Annotated in this window: 13 protein-coding genes, 1 tRNA gene, 2 rRNA genes, 1 other RNA gene and 1 other annotated feature (1 of these 18 only partly in view); of the genes, 5 read left to right on the top strand and 12 right to left on the bottom strand. The window is 38.6% G+C overall.

Going from position 1 to position 15,000, the window contains the following annotated elements; all coding sequences use genetic code 11:
- The 4 genes from ACLHDF_RS26640 to tadA all read right to left on the bottom strand — a co-directional run.
- Window positions 1-217, bottom strand: partial view of a YbaB/EbfC family nucleoid-associated protein gene (locus tag ACLHDF_RS26640; protein ID WP_013081327.1) — the 5' portion only. It extends 104 nt beyond the left edge of the window; the window shows 217 of its 321 coding nt (coding positions 1-217); the start codon lies at window positions 215-217; its stop codon lies off the left edge, out of view.
- Between the two features lie 19 nt (window positions 218-236).
- Window positions 237-1,925, bottom strand: a complete 1,689-nt coding sequence (gene dnaX, locus ACLHDF_RS26635; protein WP_413921548.1) for a DNA polymerase III subunit gamma/tau — start codon at window positions 1,923-1,925, stop codon at window positions 237-239.
- A gap of 130 nt (window positions 1,926-2,055) precedes the next feature.
- Window positions 2,056-2,320: signal recognition particle sRNA large type (ffs, locus tag ACLHDF_RS26630), an RNA gene on the bottom strand.
- A gap of 102 nt (window positions 2,321-2,422) precedes the next feature.
- Window positions 2,423-2,893, bottom strand: coding sequence for a tRNA adenosine(34) deaminase TadA (gene tadA, locus ACLHDF_RS26625; protein WP_413921547.1), 471 nt, complete (start codon window positions 2,891-2,893; stop codon window positions 2,423-2,425).
- Between the two features lie 79 nt (window positions 2,894-2,972).
- Here tadA and ACLHDF_RS26620 point away from each other — a divergent pair, with 79 nt between their 5' ends.
- The 4 genes from ACLHDF_RS26620 (at window position 2,973) to ACLHDF_RS26605 (ending at window position 6,332) form a co-directional block, all read left to right on the top strand.
- Window positions 2,973-3,515, top strand: coding sequence for an isochorismatase family cysteine hydrolase (locus ACLHDF_RS26620; RefSeq protein WP_413921546.1), 543 nt, complete (start codon window positions 2,973-2,975; stop codon window positions 3,513-3,515).
- A gap of 56 nt (window positions 3,516-3,571) precedes the next feature.
- Window positions 3,572-4,873 carry a LysM peptidoglycan-binding domain-containing protein gene (locus tag ACLHDF_RS26615; RefSeq protein WP_413921545.1) on the top strand — a complete coding sequence of 434 codons (1,302 nt, stop codon included), beginning with the start codon at window positions 3,572-3,574 and terminating at the stop codon, window positions 4,871-4,873.
- 143 nt (window positions 4,874-5,016) lie between these two features.
- The gene (locus tag ACLHDF_RS26610; protein ID WP_413921544.1) at window positions 5,017-5,652 is read left to right on the top strand and encodes a deoxynucleoside kinase; all 636 of its coding nucleotides are present in this window, start codon (window positions 5,017-5,019) and stop codon (window positions 5,650-5,652) included.
- Window positions 5,652-6,332, top strand: coding sequence for a deoxynucleoside kinase (locus tag ACLHDF_RS26605; RefSeq protein ID WP_013054832.1), 681 nt, complete (start codon window positions 5,652-5,654; stop codon window positions 6,330-6,332). The genes ACLHDF_RS26610 and ACLHDF_RS26605 overlap by 1 nt, the downstream gene beginning before the upstream one ends.
- A gap of 120 nt (window positions 6,333-6,452) precedes the next feature.
- Here the strand turns inward: ACLHDF_RS26605 and ACLHDF_RS26600 are convergent.
- From ACLHDF_RS26600 to guaB, 6 genes are all read right to left on the bottom strand, one after another.
- Window positions 6,453-6,545: transfer RNA gene (locus ACLHDF_RS26600), tRNA-Ser, on the bottom strand.
- 110 nt (window positions 6,546-6,655) lie between these two features.
- Entirely contained in the window at window positions 6,656-7,933 is a 1,278-nt protein-coding gene (gene serS / locus ACLHDF_RS26595) for a serine--tRNA ligase (protein WP_413921543.1), read from the bottom strand.
- Between the two features lie 52 nt (window positions 7,934-7,985).
- Window positions 7,986-8,197 (bottom strand) — a binding site (T-box leader).
- Between the two features lie 57 nt (window positions 8,198-8,254).
- Entirely contained in the window at window positions 8,255-8,842 is a 588-nt protein-coding gene (pdxT, locus tag ACLHDF_RS26590) for a pyridoxal 5'-phosphate synthase glutaminase subunit PdxT (RefSeq protein ID WP_413921542.1), read from the bottom strand.
- 21 nt (window positions 8,843-8,863) lie between these two features.
- Window positions 8,864-9,751, bottom strand: a complete 888-nt coding sequence (gene pdxS / locus ACLHDF_RS26585; protein WP_413921541.1) for a pyridoxal 5'-phosphate synthase lyase subunit PdxS — start codon at window positions 9,749-9,751, stop codon at window positions 8,864-8,866.
- A gap of 189 nt (window positions 9,752-9,940) precedes the next feature.
- Complete coding sequence (locus tag ACLHDF_RS26580) at window positions 9,941-11,296, bottom strand: serine hydrolase (RefSeq protein WP_413921540.1); 1,356 nt, start codon at window positions 11,294-11,296, stop codon at window positions 9,941-9,943.
- Between the two features lie 150 nt (window positions 11,297-11,446).
- Complete coding sequence (guaB, locus tag ACLHDF_RS26575) at window positions 11,447-12,913, bottom strand: IMP dehydrogenase (protein ID WP_413921539.1); 1,467 nt, start codon at window positions 12,911-12,913, stop codon at window positions 11,447-11,449.
- A gap of 116 nt (window positions 12,914-13,029) precedes the next feature.
- Between guaB and ACLHDF_RS26570 the strand changes: the two genes are divergently transcribed.
- The gene (locus ACLHDF_RS26570) at window positions 13,030-13,998 is read left to right on the top strand and encodes a YaaC family protein (RefSeq protein ID WP_413921538.1); all 969 of its coding nucleotides are present in this window, start codon (window positions 13,030-13,032) and stop codon (window positions 13,996-13,998) included.
- A gap of 22 nt (window positions 13,999-14,020) precedes the next feature.
- On the opposite strand, the gene rrf is transcribed toward ACLHDF_RS26570, so the two are convergent.
- Window positions 14,021-14,136: ribosomal RNA gene (gene rrf, locus ACLHDF_RS26565) — 5S ribosomal RNA — on the bottom strand.
- A 61-nt stretch (window positions 14,137-14,197) separates the two neighbouring features.
- Window positions 14,198-15,000: ribosomal RNA gene (locus ACLHDF_RS26560) — 23S ribosomal RNA — on the bottom strand; the annotation flags it as partial.

The raw sequence follows: 15,000 nt of genomic DNA, 5'->3' as shown, positions 1-15,000 counted from the left end.
CTTGTAGCATTTCAATATCTTCAGGATCTACTACATCTTCTTTAATATTTACATCAATTACTTGTTTCTGACCATTAACCACAACTGTTACCATTCCACCACCAGCTGTACCTTCAACAGTTTTTTCAGCTAACTCTTCCTGCGCTTTTTGCATATCTTTTTGCATTTTTTGCATTTGTTTCATCATCTTTTGCATATTACCCATGCCTTTCATCATACAAACATTCCTCCTAAATTTACTCTTGAATTTCGATTAAGTCTTCTCCAAATAGCTTTTTCGCTTCTGCAACAACAGGGTCTTCCTCCCGTGGTTGATTCGATGATCCATCACTTTGCTGTCCTTGAAGAAACTCTTCTCTTATTTTATCCCATTCGCTTTCTGGAATTGCAACCATTTCACGCTTGCTGCCAATTAAAGTATATAAGATATTCTCTAAATTATCACGTACATTGTTGTTATTTTCAGAAGCCATTTTGCAATGAATCTCATATTTGAATTTAAGTATAAATGATTGATCTGAAGAAGCAACCGGTTCACTGTTAGATAGCAAAGCTGCATGTGAAGCTTTATTTTGTTGTTTTAATGTGTCTAACACTTGCGCCCAAGATCGCTTAATCGTTTCTAAATTCTGCCGAGTGGCATTTTTTAAAACTTCATTTACCTTCCCAACAGGTGTTTTGTACTGACTTCTTGCCTGTCTTGTCTGTTTTTTATCTATTTGCGCTGCCTGAGTTGTATGATCAACTTGAATACCTTTTTCTTTTAGCTGCTGCAGTTCTGCTTCCATCTGATTCATTTTCTGCAAAATGTCTTGATACGGAAGAGTACCGTCTTGACTTGTAGAACTTTGAGCTAATTTTACTAAAGCTACTTCAAGTAACACTCGAGGATGATTACTCCATTTCATCTCTTGCTGAGTTTGGTTTAATTCAGCAATGACTTTATAAATAAAGGCACTATCCATTTTTGAACTAAGCTCTTTAAACTCTTCATTAACCGCTGCTTTTTCAAGTAAATATACATTTTCTTCTGAAGCTTGATAAAGCAGAACATCACGATAATAGAAGATGAGGTCCTCTACAAACCTCGCTGGGTCTTTTCCATTCTTTATCAAACTTTCCACGGAATCTAGCGCTTCTACAATATTCTCGTCAAAGATAGCTTGGACAATTTTCACAATAAAAGCCTGTGAGACTGCCCCTGTTATAGATAGAACATCCTCTAAACTCACCTTCTCCGTACTATACGAGATGGCTTGGTCTAAAAGACTAAGTGCATCACGCATGCCGCCTTCTGAAGCTTTAGCAATTTCATAAAGAGCATCCTCGCTTACTTCTAGCTCTTCAGACCCTAATACTTCCTTCATTCGATATACGATATCTTCTGGTGAAATGCGTTTGAAATCAAAGCGCTGACATCTAGAGATAATCGTTAATGGAATTTTATGCGGCTCTGTTGTAGCTAAAATAAAGATGACATGTGCAGGAGGTTCTTCTAACGTTTTTAATAAAGCGTTAAAAGCTCCAATTGAAAGCATATGAACTTCATCAATAATGTAAACTTTGTATCGAACAGCACTAGGTGCATATTTTACTTTATCACGAATATCTCGAATTTCATCGACTCCATTATTAGAAGCTGCATCAATTTCAATTACATCAGAAATGGAACCATCAGTAATTCCCCGACAAGTTGCACATTCATTACAGGGTTCGGCAATGGGTGCCTTTTCACAGTTAACGGCTTTCGCTAAAATTTTAGCAGCTGTTGTCTTTCCTGTCCCTCGAGGCCCAGAAAATAAGTACGCATGCGAAAACTTTTCTTGGACAAGGGCATTTTGAAGTGTTTTGATAATATGTTGTTGACCGACTACGTCGTTAAAGCTTTGAGGACGGTATACACGGTACAGAGCCTGATATGCCACTTCATCCTCTCCTTTTAATATAATTCATTAGTTATCATTATAGCGTATTATGAGGTTTTTTTTCAAAATAGTAAGAGATAAAATAAAAAGCCTACTCCAACAGAGTAGACTAAACTTATGTATATAACTGCCGTGCACCTTCCGTCGATTAGCCACCCCAGGCGTTACTTAAGCAGTTAGCTCGGTTCAGGCGACCCCATGGCACATGAGAGGTTCTGCTTACTGCTGCTTCCTTCCGGACCTGACAGGGTTCACAGATTCCCATTGCATAGGACCCAAACGTCAACACCACTTACTTAAGGCAGGCCCTAAGATGAGCTAACCTCAAGAAGGAATTCGGCCTCGCTAGAGCGGATTGCGAGTACAGGGCACCGCTACCTCCCCGCTTAGCACGGCAAAGTTGAAACCAATAGTTTGGGCATCAAGTTGATGCATTTACAAGTATACGTCTTTTTATTCAAAAATGCAACCGCTATAGAAAACTTACTTTTTTAGCGCTATTTCCCAGCCTTTTTTCGTTGACGCAACTCACGAAAGAAGGTCGTTAAGAGGCTTCCGCATTCTTCTTCTAGCATACCTCCTACTACTTCTGCTTGATGATTAAACTTTTCAAACTCCAATAAGTTTAACAATGTTCCCGCACAGCCACCTTTAGGATCATAAGCGCCAAACACAACTCTTTTCACTCTTGATAATACAATAGCACCTGCACACATCGGACATGGTTCTAAGGTGACATATAACGTAGCATCTTCCAATCTCCATGTCCCTAGTTTCTTACAAGCTTCATCAATTACTAAAAGTTCCGCATGAGCCACTGCTCGCTGCTCTGTTTCTCGTAAATTATAAGCTGAAGCAATCACCTCATCATCTTGAACAATAACTGCTCCAATTGGAACTTCTAATTTATCTTTGGCTTTTAATGCTTCATCAATTGCCAACCTCATATACTTTTCATCATTTAACACTTTTTATCCAACCTTACATATTATATTTTTTCTGAGTCAAACTATTTACTATGTACATCAGGAAAAGGAGAGACTGTGTGTGAAGAACGCTAAAACTGCTTTAATTATTATTGATATGCTAAACGACTTTCAATTTAACAATGGAAAAGTACTTGCTGAAAAATCTTTAACAATTGCTCAAAACATTGCTAAATTAAAACAGTATGCCTCGTCTCAACATATCCCTATTATCTATGTCAATGACCACTATAAGCTATGGCAAGCGAACTTAGAAACCATTTTAACACACTGCACAAATGAGATAAGTTCACCCGTTCTACATCACATTTCACCACAAAACGCTGATTACTTTTTAATTAAACCAAAGCACTCTATCTTCTATGGCACAGCTCTAAATATCTTGCTATCACAGCTTGATGTGCATACACTTATTTTAACAGGAATTGCGGGAAATATATGCGTACTTTTTTCAGCTAACGATGCTTACATGCGTGAATATAACTTAATTGTTCCTGAAGATTGTATTGCTTCAAACGCGGATGAGGACAATACCTTTGCCTTAAGGATGATGCATAACGTATTAAATGCTCGTATTTGCAAACATACTGAGTTGATGAATTAAGTAAAAAGCCTTCTCATATGATGAAAGTAAGTCATATGAAATGGAGGCTTTTTATTATGCAAATTTACACTGTTAAAGCAGGTGACAGTATATATAGTATCGCAAAGCAGTTTCGCATTGAAGCAGGAAAAATTATAAGAGCAAATGAATTATCTAATTCCAATCAACTGGTCATTGGCCAATCTATGGTTATTCCAATCAACGGTACTTACTACACAGTAAAAGCTGGGGACACTATATGGAAGATAGGAAGAAAATTAGGCGTTAGCTATCAGGCTATTGCCAATGCGAACAACGTTTCGGTTACAGCACCCTTAACACCCGGCCGCCGCATTTTAATTCCTCCTTCCCCAAACAAAAGAAACGGTGAGTTTTTAGGGTATGTTGAAACAAGTAATCGAAAAATCACTCCTCAGACAGAAAAAATGATTAATCAAAATGCAAAATACCTTACCTATCTCGGACCAGCGAACTTCGAAGTGCAAAAAGATGGTTCGCTAAAGGCACCTCCCCTCAATAATTTAAGTTCTATTGCTAAAGAAAATGACGTTATTTTCTTAATGGTATTAGCTAATATTGAAAATGGTGCATTCAGTGACGAAGTCGGCCGAGCAATTTTAAATAATAAAGACGTTCAAGATAGGCTCTTAAATAATATTGTAAAAACAGCGAAAGAACAAAATTTCAGAGACATCCACTTTGACTTTGAATTTTTACGTCCGGCAGATAAAGACGCCTATATTGCTTTTTTACAAAAAGCAAAAAAGCGCCTTCAAGATGAACAGCTTCTTTTGTCAGTCGCTTTAGCTCCCAAGACAAGTCGAGATCAAAAAGGCAAATGGTATGAAGCACATGATTATAAGGCAATTGGAGAGATTGCTAACTTCGTTGTTCCGATGACATATGAATGGGGATATAGCGGCGGACCTCCCATGGCCGTTTCTCCTATTGGTCCTGTACGTGATGTTTTAGAATATGCGGTATCTGAAATACCTAGTTCAAAAATTATTATGGGCCAAAACCTATACGGTTACGATTGGACACTTCCTTACAAGCCAGGGGGAGAATATGCCAAAGCCCTTAGTCCTCAACGAGCTATTGAGTTGGCAGCTCGATATAAAGTAGCTATTCAATACGATAATAAGGCACAAGCTCCTTTCTTCCGGTATAAAGATGAACAGCAGCGCACCCACGAAGTATGGTTTGAAGATGCAAGGTCTATTCAGGCCAAGTTTGATTTAATTAAAGAATTAAATCTTAGAGGAATGGCCTACTGGAAACTAGGCTTAGATTTTCCGCAAAATTGGCTCTTAATTGAAGACAACTTCAAAATCACAAAAAGACTGACACAGCAATAAATAGGGAAAGCTTACTGTTAACAGTAAGCTTTTTATTATTCTTCTTGCTGAAAGAAATTTCTTTCCCCCTTATTCTCCTTCTCTATGTTAAAATATTTTTTGTCTGTTTTTTTTGAACGAGTGGTCATGAAGGAGGCAAATGAATGCAAGGCACACCTTTTATTTCAGTAGAAGGACCCATAGGTGTTGGAAAAACCTCTCTAGCTAAAGAGATTGCACAAGCATTTCAATTCGAACTTTTAAAAGAAATCGTAGATGAAAATCCATTTCTCGGGAAATTTTATGAGAATATCGACGAGTGGAGTTTTCAAACCGAAATGTTTTTTCTATGCAATCGATACAAGCAGTTGGAGGATATTCAAAAAGGGTTCTTATCTTATAAAAAACCTGTTGTAGCAGATTATCATATTATGAAAAACATGATTTTCGCTGAGCAAACGTTAAAAGATGAACAGTATAAAAAGTATGTACAGATTTTTCATATCTTAACGGCTGATATGCCAGCCCCAAATATTATTATTTATTTAAATGCGAGTTTAGATACATTGTTAAAGCGCATTAAAATGCGAGGAAGAGAAATTGAACGAAACATCGATCCTCACTACCTTGCAAGGCTAAGTGATGATTATGAAAAAGCTATGACGGCGTTTGAACAAAATAACCCTGATGTAACTATTTTGCGTTATAACGGTGATGAAATAGATTTTGTACAAAATAAACAACACTTAAATAGAATCTTATCAGAGGTTCAAGAGAGTACGTTAAAAAGGAGTATGTAATGGTAAATTTACGATCGAAATACAACATTCCTAATGATGCTGTGTTGACGATAGCGGGTACAGTTGGAGTTGGGAAATCTACGATGACTCAATCATTGGCTGATGCTCTTCAATTTCGCACATCATTTGAAAAAGTAGATTCCAACCCTTACTTAGACAAATTTTATGGGGATTTTGAACGTTGGAGCTTTCATCTACAAGTATATTTTCTAGCAGAACGCTTTAAAGAACAAAAGAAGATTTTTGAGTATGGCGGTGGCTTCATCCAAGACAGATCCATTTACGAAGATACTGGTATTTTTGCTAAGATGCATTTTGAAAAAGGAACGATGTCTAAAGTAGACTATGAGACATATACAAGCTTGTTTGATGCAATGGTTATGACTCCCTATTTTCCGCATCCAGACCTCTTAATTTATTTAGAGGGTAGCTTTGAAGATATTGTAGATCGCATTCAAGAAAGAGGGCGACCAATGGAACAACAAACGCCTCTTGATTACTGGAAAGAGATGCACGCTCGGTACGAAGACTGGATTAATAACTTTACGGCTTGTCCTATTCTCCGTTTAGACATTAGAGAATATGACCTTATTAAGGATCCTGATTCAATTGAATCAATTGTTGAAAAAGTTGCTCGTTTTTTACAGCATAATGAAAAGTTAAAACGTCGTCATCTATAAAAAAATGCCGCTTTAATAGATAAAGCGGCATTTTTAACAAATAAAAAACCGTTACTTATAAGTAACGGTTTTCCAATCTCCAATTTATCGCGCTATGTTAATTGCATTATAAGTCAAATATGGCGGAGGAAGAGGGATTCGAACCCCCGCGGGCTTTAACACCCCTGTCGGTTTTCAAGACCGATCCCTTCAGCCGGACTTGGGTATTCCTCCGTATCGACAAGTATCAATTTATCATATACAAATGATAAAGTCAACTCTTTTATTTTTTTTGAAAAAGAAGATGTTCATTAAGAGGAATTCTTAATGAACATCTTTTAGTTTTATTTAGAAATAAATTCTTTGTTTCCCATATATGGACGCAGCACTTCTGGAATTTGAATTGATCCATCTTCCTGCTGGTAGTTTTCTAAAATTGCAGCTACTGTACGGCCAATTGCTAAGCCAGAACCGTTTAGTGTATGAACATGTTCTGGTTTTGCTTTTGTATCGCGGCGGAAGCGAATATTAGCACGGCGAGCTTGGAAGCTTTCAAAGTTTGAACAAGAAGAAATTTCACGGTACGTTTCATAACTTGGAATCCAAACTTCAATATCATACTTTTTAGCCGCTGTGAAACCTAAATCAGCTGTACACATGCTTAGAACTCGGTAAGGTAAACCTAATAGTTGAAGAACCTTTTCAGCATGGCCCGTTAATTTTTCTAATTCATCATAAGAATCTTCTGGCTTAACAAAGCGAACAAGTTCTACTTTATTAAACTGATGCTGACGAATAAGACCACGTGTATCTCTTCCTGCAGAGCCAGCTTCTGAGCGGAAGCAAGCACTATACGCTGTATAAGCAATTGGGAGCTGATCTCCATTTAAAATTTCATCACGGTGTAAATTTGTAACCGGCACTTCAGCTGTAGGAATTAGGAAATAATCTTCTTCTTTAATCTTGAAGGCATCTTCTTCAAATTTAGGAAGCTGTCCTGTTCCTGTCATGCTCGTACGGTTTACCATATATGGAGGAAGAATTTCTTCATAGCCATGCTCATCCATATGTAGATCCATCATAAAGTTAATAAGAGCACGTTCTAACCTTGCACCTAAACCTTTATAAAATACAAAGCGACTTCCCGTTACTTTCGAAGCTCTTTCAAAATCTAAAATATTTAAATCCGTACCTAAATCCCAATGCGGCTTTGGTTCAAAATCAAATTGTTTAATCTCTCCCCATTTGCGAACTTCTACGTTATCATCTTCTGTTTCACCTACAGGCGTACTTTCATGTGGAACGTTAGGAATTGAAAGCAGCAATAGCTCTAACTCTTCTTCAACGCCACGAAGCTCTTCATCTAATTGCTTGACGCGGTCTCCTACTTCACGCATTTCAACGATTAGATGATCAGCATCTTGTTTTTCGCGCTTCAATTGTGCAATTTGCTGTGATACTTCATTTCGCTTACTTTTTAACTCTTCTGTTTGAGCAATTAGCTCACGACGTTTTGCATCTAACTCTTCAAAGCGACCTAAGTCCGTTAAGTCTTCACCCCGAAACTTTAGCTTTTCTTTTACTTCGTTAAAATTAGCACGTAAAAATTTTAAATCTAACATATTTAGTACCTCCTTTAGTATAAAAGGGCAAAATAAAAACTCTCATCCCCATGAAAGGGACGAGAGTTTACCCGCGTTGCCACCCTAATTGAAAGCTAACATAAGCCTTCCTCTTAAACCAGATAACGGATGAACCGAAACTGCCTACTACTTTTCGACAGCTTGCTCCAGGATGGATTCATAAGAATTGATTATCGATTCACACCAGCCATCGACTCTCTTGAAATCAAAAATCTTATTACTATTTCCTATCAACGCTTTATACCAATATCATTTTTAATAATCATAATGTACTACAAGTCTTTACAAGATGCAATTCATTTATACAGGTTTTTTTGAAGCTTCTTCAACCATTGCTACAAAATACTGAGCCATGCGAGCATCATCTGTTAATTCTGGATGAAACGAACATCCCAAGAATTGGCCTTGTCTCGCTGCAACAATTCGGTCGTTATGCATCGCTAAGACTTCAACGTTTTCTCCTACTTCTACAATATGCGGAGCACGGATAAATACGCCTATAAAATCTTCACCAATATCTTTAATGTTTAGGGCAGCTTCAAAGCTATCGCGTTGACGCCCAAATGAGTTGCGAGCTACCGTAATATCCATAATGCCTAAATGGGGCTCTTCACGGTCAACGACTTGTCCTGCAAGTAAAATTAAACCTGCACACGTACCAAACACCGGTTTACCTGCTTTTGCAAACTGGCGAAGAGGTTCCATAAAGTCATACTTGTCGATCAGACGACGCATCGCTGTACTTTCGCCGCCTGGTAGGATTAAACCATCTACTTCGTCTAGCTGTTCAACTTTTTTAATGATAATGGCTTCGGCACCTGCTGCTTCTAATGCTTGTGCATGCTCGCGAAAGGCACCTTGTAACCCTAACACGCCTACTTTTACCATTTTGTCAAAACTCCCTTTAAATTACCAGCCACGCTCTTGCATGCGGTTTTCTGGTAATAATGATGAAATTTCAATCCCTTTCATTGCACTTCCTAATCCTTTTGACAAGTTTGCAATAAGTTCATAATCTTGATAATGTGTTGTTGCTTCAACAATTGCACGCGCAAATTTTTCAGGGTTGTCTGATTTAAAGATTCCTGAACCAACGAACACACCGTCTGCTCCTAGCTGCATCATTAACGCGGCATCTGCAGGCGTTGCTACACCGCCTGCTGCAAAGTTTACAACCGGTAAACGGCCTTCACGTTTAATTTGCAGTAATAGCTCATAAGGTGCGCCTAATAGCTTGGCTTCTGTCATTAACTCATCTTCGTCCATGCCCACAACCTTACGTACTTGAGCATTTACTTTTCGCATATGACGCACTGCTTCAACGATATTTCCCGTGCCTGGTTCACCTTTTGTACGAAGCATTGCAGCTCCTTCAGCAATACGACGAGATGCTTCGCCAAGATCGCGACAACCGCACACAAATGGAACCGTAAATGTATTTTTATTTAAATGAAACTCCTCATCAGCTGGAGTCAACACTTCACTTTCGTCGATGTAGTCTACACCCATCGCTTCTAGCACGCGTGCTTCAACGATATGGCCAATACGGGCTTTTGCCATAACTGGAATGGACACAGCATTCATCACTTCTTCAACAATTGTTGGGTCTGCCATACGAGACACGCCGCCTGCTGCACGGATATCGGCTGGAACGCGTTCTAATGCCATAACAGCAACAGCACCTGCTGCTTCTGCAATTTTTGCTTGCTCTGCATTGATAACGTCCATGATAACGCCACCTTTTTGCATTTCTGCCATTCCTCGTTTTACACGATCAGTACCTGTAATGTTATTCATGTTTGTCTTCCTCCTGTATCAAGTGTTTCACAATAATTTTTAATGTATATACAAAATTCAAAACTTAGTGTCTATTCTACCGCATTTTTCGGAAAATTCCTATCTAATTTATGGATTATATACAAACAAATCTAAAAATAAAAAAAGAGATACTCTCTTGTAGTATCTCTTTTTTCTGTGAAATTATCGTTAGAACCAGTTATTCACTGTATTTGCAGCGCTCATCCAAATACTGCTAAAGAAGTTGCCAACGCTGCGAACAGCTAGAGAGAACCATCCAGCTTTTTCAACAGATTCCTTTGTCACAACCGGTGTCATGCTATCTGTAGTTTGGCCTCCTACGTAGCCCAAATCTTTAAGGTTACTGTTTATTGCACTCACATAAGCAACCTTTTCTCCTTTTTTAATAGGAGCTACAACTTTTTGATCGTTGACAACTTTATCGTTTAACTTAAAGTTGATTTTAGTATGATCTTTTTGACCTTTTTCAGTAATAATCTTTACCGAATCTTTTGGAGAAACAGAAGCTTCTTTTGATTTTCCTTTAGCAACAGCAATCGTTTCGTGTCCTTTAATCTTGCCGTTAGCAGGCACTACTTCTTTTAACTGAAAATGACTAAAAGCATAATCTAATATCTTTTTCGTTTGAGAAAAACGAGCAGCTTCCGTAGACTTACCGTTTTCCTTAGCATTCATTACAACTGTTATGTATCTTACTCCGTTACGCTCTGCAGTCCCAGTGAAACATTGACCTGCAAAATCTGTATGACCAGTTTTTAAGCCGTCCACGCCGCTGTATGCAGCTGAAAAGCCAGGGAGCATCTTATTCCAATTGTTCATTTTTGTTTCGCCTTGTTGCCCTTGTCTAAACATCTTAGAAGGAGTTTTGGCTACTTCTAAGGATTCTGGATAATCATGAATCAAGTGATAAGCAAGAGTAGCAACTGCCCGAGCAGATAGGAGGTTCTCATCTTCTTCCTTTGTTCCTTTCGGATACATTCCTTTTAACAAGGAATTAGAAAGACCTGTAGAATTGACAAATTTTGATTCACCCATATTTAATTTTTTTGCTGTTTCATTCATTAACTTAATAAAGTTTTCTTCAGAACTACTGACGGCTTCAGCTAAAGCAATCGCAGCTCCATTAGCTGAATAAATAGCCATGGCATCATATAATTCTTTTACCGTGTATTTTTGGTTTTCAATTAATGGTACATTTGATAATCCATAATCCTGAGAAATTTTAGCTGCATATTTACTAACTGGCACACGCTGATCCCAAGATAATTTCTTATCTTTTATGGATTCCAATACTAGGTATTCCGTCATCATTTTTGTCATGCTTGCAATCCCTAATAAAGCATCCGTATTTTTTCCGTATAATACTTTCCCCGTACTTGCCTCTACTAAGATGGCTGCATCTGCTTCAACACCAATATCATCTGTTTTAGGAGCAGCTGATGCTTGTGTAGAGACAAAAAATACGCTGGCCATTAACATAACAGCAATGACACAAATTAATTGTTTCTGTAATGCGTTTCTCACTCTATACCCTCCAAACGTAAACTCACATAAATGTAATTTTATCATACTAAAATTTAAAAAAATAGATAAAGAAGTACTGTTACATTCATGATTAATGACATAAAAAAGACGTTTCCCTATTAGGGAAACGTCTTTTTTAAACATTCATGATTATCTCATAGAATAGTTAGGAGATTCTTTTGTAATTTGTACATCATGTGGGTGACTTTCTCTTAAACCCGCTCCAGTCATACGAACGAATTGTGCCTGTTCACGTAATGCTTCTAAGTTAGCTGAACCACAGTAACCCATTCCCGCACGTAAACCGCCAATCATTTGATATAAAGTATCTGCTACAGGTCCTTTGTAAGGTAAACGACCTTCGATACCTTCTGGAACTAATTTTTTATTATCTTCTTGGAAGTATCGATCTTTACTTCCTTTTTCCATAGCTCCTACGGAGCCCATTCCACGGTACACTTTAAAGCGTCTTCCTTGGTAGATTTCTGTTTCACCAGGACTTTCTGTCGTTCCTGCTAGAAGGCTTCCTAGCATTACTGTATGTCCACCAGCCGCAAGTGCTTTTACGATGTCTCCAGAGTATTTAATACCGCCATCTGCAATAATAGCTACACCGTGCTTACGCGCTTCAGTTGCACAGTCATATACTGCTGTAATTTGTGGAACACCTACACCAGCTACAACACGAGTTGTACAAATTGAACCAGGTCCAATTCCTACTTTTACTACGTTTGCTCCAGCTTCAATTAATGCTTTTGTACCTTCAGCAGTTGCTACGTTACCGGCAATAATATTTAATTCTGGATATGCCTCTCGAATGCTGCGTACCGTATCTAACACACCTTGTGAATGTCCATGCGCTGTATCAATAACGATAACGTCAACGCCAGCTTGTACTAGTTTTTCGATACGAACATTTGAATCAGCTGTTACGCCAACAGCTGCTCCAACTAATAATCGACCTTGTTGGTCCTTAGCTGCATTTGGAAACTCAATTACTTTTTCAATGTCTTTAATTGTGATAAGACCTTTTAATACGCCATTATCATCTACAAGAGGTAACTTTTCAATTTTGTATTGCTGTAGAATTTTCTCTGCTTCTTCTAAAGTCGTTCCTACTGGAGCAGTAACTAATTCTTCTTTTGTCATTACATCAGCAATTTGCATTGAATAATCTTGGATGAAACGCAAGTCACGGTTTGTAAGGATTCCAACTAGTTTTTGTTCTTCTTCGTTGTTGACAATTGGAACACCTGAAATACGATATTTGCCCATTAAATGTTCAGCAGCAAATACTTGATTTTCAGGAGTTAAAAAGAAAGGATCCGTGATAACACCACTTTCGGAACGTTTTACTTTATCAACTTGTTCTGCTTGCTGTTCAATCGACATGTTTTTGTGAATGATACCTAAACCACCTTGTCTAGCCATCGCAATAGCCATTTCAGCTTCTGTAACTGTATCCATCCCTGCACTGATGAACGGTACCTTTAATTTTAATGTTTTTGTTAGTTCAACACTCATATCAACGTCTTTAGGTAATACCTCAGATTTTGCTGGCACCAGTAAAACGTCATCAAATGTTAAGCCTTCTTTAGAAAATTTGCTTTCCCACATTATAGAATCCTCCTTTAAACGACAGAATATTATTAGTAGATTAACAAGCAGATATGTACCTGTCAATAACTTCACTAGATATCAGATAATTCTAATAAAAAGAAAAGGTGATTTAGTTGCATAAAATTAATGATATTTGGACGTCCTACAATTTATTTTTCTCCGTCCCTTTTGTACAAAACTTTTTAAAAAAGCGCTACCAAAATTTGAATTACAGCGATACGGAGCAACACAGCTTTAAAAACAGCTACCCATTTATTTATTATCTGGAACACAGTAAAAATTATTATCAAGTTGCCGCACAATCTCCTGTGTCAGTTCAACCAGTTTTATTATTTTATGGAATGTCACAGCTATTAAAGGCCTGTTTGTTAACACAAAATCCAGTATATCCAGAAAATACGGCGGTACTAGCACATGGAGTATCAACACGAAAAAGAAAAAAACAAAGTTATGATTTTTTAGATGATGAAGTTAAGATTCAAAAAAGCGGTTTATTTTCACAAGTAGGAGAAGAATTGTTTCATGTGAAACAACTCGAAGGGAGTAAATATACAATGAATTACCTGCTGTCGTGTATACCCGAATTAGATACATTATTTTTAAATTTAGATACTAAGTTATTTTCTCATTTAACAACTATCGGACCGCTTTCAACAACTTCTTTACCTATTCCTGAAAAAGTTACACGATGTTACCATATGAATCACGAAAGGCTCTATTCATTTTTAAAAGAGCGCTCCCATCTTTCTTTGTCTCTGTTAGAAGATCAAGTACGTATTCTTGATCCTTCAAGCTGTTTATATAATTGTTCACCTTTTATGTATAATTTTCAAAATAACACGTTGTATGCACCGGTGGAAAAAGATCGCTGTTTGTATTTCCCTGAAATATTGGCACATTACTTGTTACTTTATAATTTAAGTATGATTTCACGTTATGAAACAGAATGGTGGTATGAATTATTACATACATATTCTTCGAAAGACTATCCATTCATCTTGGAATTCCTTGAGGTTACGGCTCAAAAGATTCCTTATTTAATTTCCTGTTACTTAAATGAGGATACAAAAAAGACTAGCTAAAATAGCTAGTCTTTTTTCAAGTGCCTGGCAACGTCCTACTCTCACAGGGACAAAGTCCCAACTACCATTGGCGCTAAAGAGCTTAACTTCCGTGTTCGGTATGGGAACGGGTGTGACCTCTTCGCTATCGCCACCAGACATGAGATTGTTCTCTCAAAACTAGGTAACAGTTGCTGAGTAAAGCATGTGCTTTTCAAATTTGGTTAAGTCCTCGATCGATTAGTATCAGTCAGCTACACGTGTCGCCACGCTTCCACCTCTGACCTATCAACCTGATCATCTTTCAGGGATCTTACTAGCTTGCGCTATGGGAAATCTCATCTTGAGGGGGGCTTCATGCTTAGATGCTTTCAGCACTTATCCCGTCCACACATAGCTACCCAGCGATGCCTTTGGCAAGACAACTGGTACACCAGCGGTGTGTCCATCCCGGTCCTCTCGTACTAAGGACAGCTCCTCTCAAATTTCCTACGCCCACGACGGATAGGGACCGAACTGTCTCACGACGTTCTGAACCCAGCTCGCGTACCGCTTTAATGGGCGAACAGCCCAACCCTTGGGACCGACTACAGCCCCAGGATGCGATGAGCCGACATCGAGGTGCCAAACCTCCCCGTCGATGTGGACTCTTGGGGGAGATAAGCCTGTTATCCCCGGGGTAGCTTTTATCCGTTGAGCGATGGCCCTTCCATGCGGAACCACCGGATCACTAAGCCCGACTTTCGTCCCTGCTCGACTTGTAGGTCTCGCAGTCAAGCTCCCTTGTGCCTTTACACTCTACGAATGATTTCCAACCATTCTGAGGGAACCTTTGGGCGCCTCCGTTACATTTTAGGAGGCGACCGCCCCAGTCAAACTGCCCACCTGACACTGTCTCCCGGCCCGATTAGGGCCGCGGGTTAGAATTTCAATACAGCCAGGGTAGTATCCCACCGACGCCTCCACCGAAGCTAGCGCTCCGGCTTCTCAGGCTCCTACCTATCCTGTACAAGCTGTACCAAA

The sequence above is a fragment of the Priestia megaterium genome (genome assembly GCF_046599315.1).
In the GTDB taxonomy this organism is placed as follows: domain Bacteria; phylum Bacillota; class Bacilli; order Bacillales; family Bacillaceae_H; genus Priestia; species Priestia megaterium_F.
This window is presented reverse-complemented; position numbering and strand designations above follow the sequence as displayed.

Excerpts from the sequence above, each read along its gene's own strand:
- guaB (WP_413921539.1), bottom strand. The coding sequence starts at position 12,913 with ATGTGGGAAAGCAAATTTTCTAAAGAAGGCTTAACATTTGATGACGTT.
- pdxT (WP_413921542.1), bottom strand. The coding sequence starts at position 8,842 with ATGGTAAAAGTAGGCGTGTTAGGGTTACAAGGTGCCTTTCGCGAGCAT.
- serS (WP_413921543.1), bottom strand. The coding sequence starts at position 7,933 with ATGTTAGATTTAAAATTTTTACGTGCTAATTTTAACGAAGTAAAAGAA.
- ACLHDF_RS26605 (WP_013054832.1), top strand. The coding sequence starts at position 5,652 with ATGGTAAATTTACGATCGAAATACAACATTCCTAATGATGCTGTGTTG.
- ACLHDF_RS26610 (WP_413921544.1), top strand. The coding sequence starts at position 5,017 with ATGCAAGGCACACCTTTTATTTCAGTAGAAGGACCCATAGGTGTTGGA.
- ACLHDF_RS26615 (WP_413921545.1), top strand. The coding sequence starts at position 3,572 with ATGCAAATTTACACTGTTAAAGCAGGTGACAGTATATATAGTATCGCA.
- pdxS (WP_413921541.1), bottom strand. The coding sequence starts at position 9,751 with ATGAATAACATTACAGGTACTGATCGTGTAAAACGAGGAATGGCAGAA.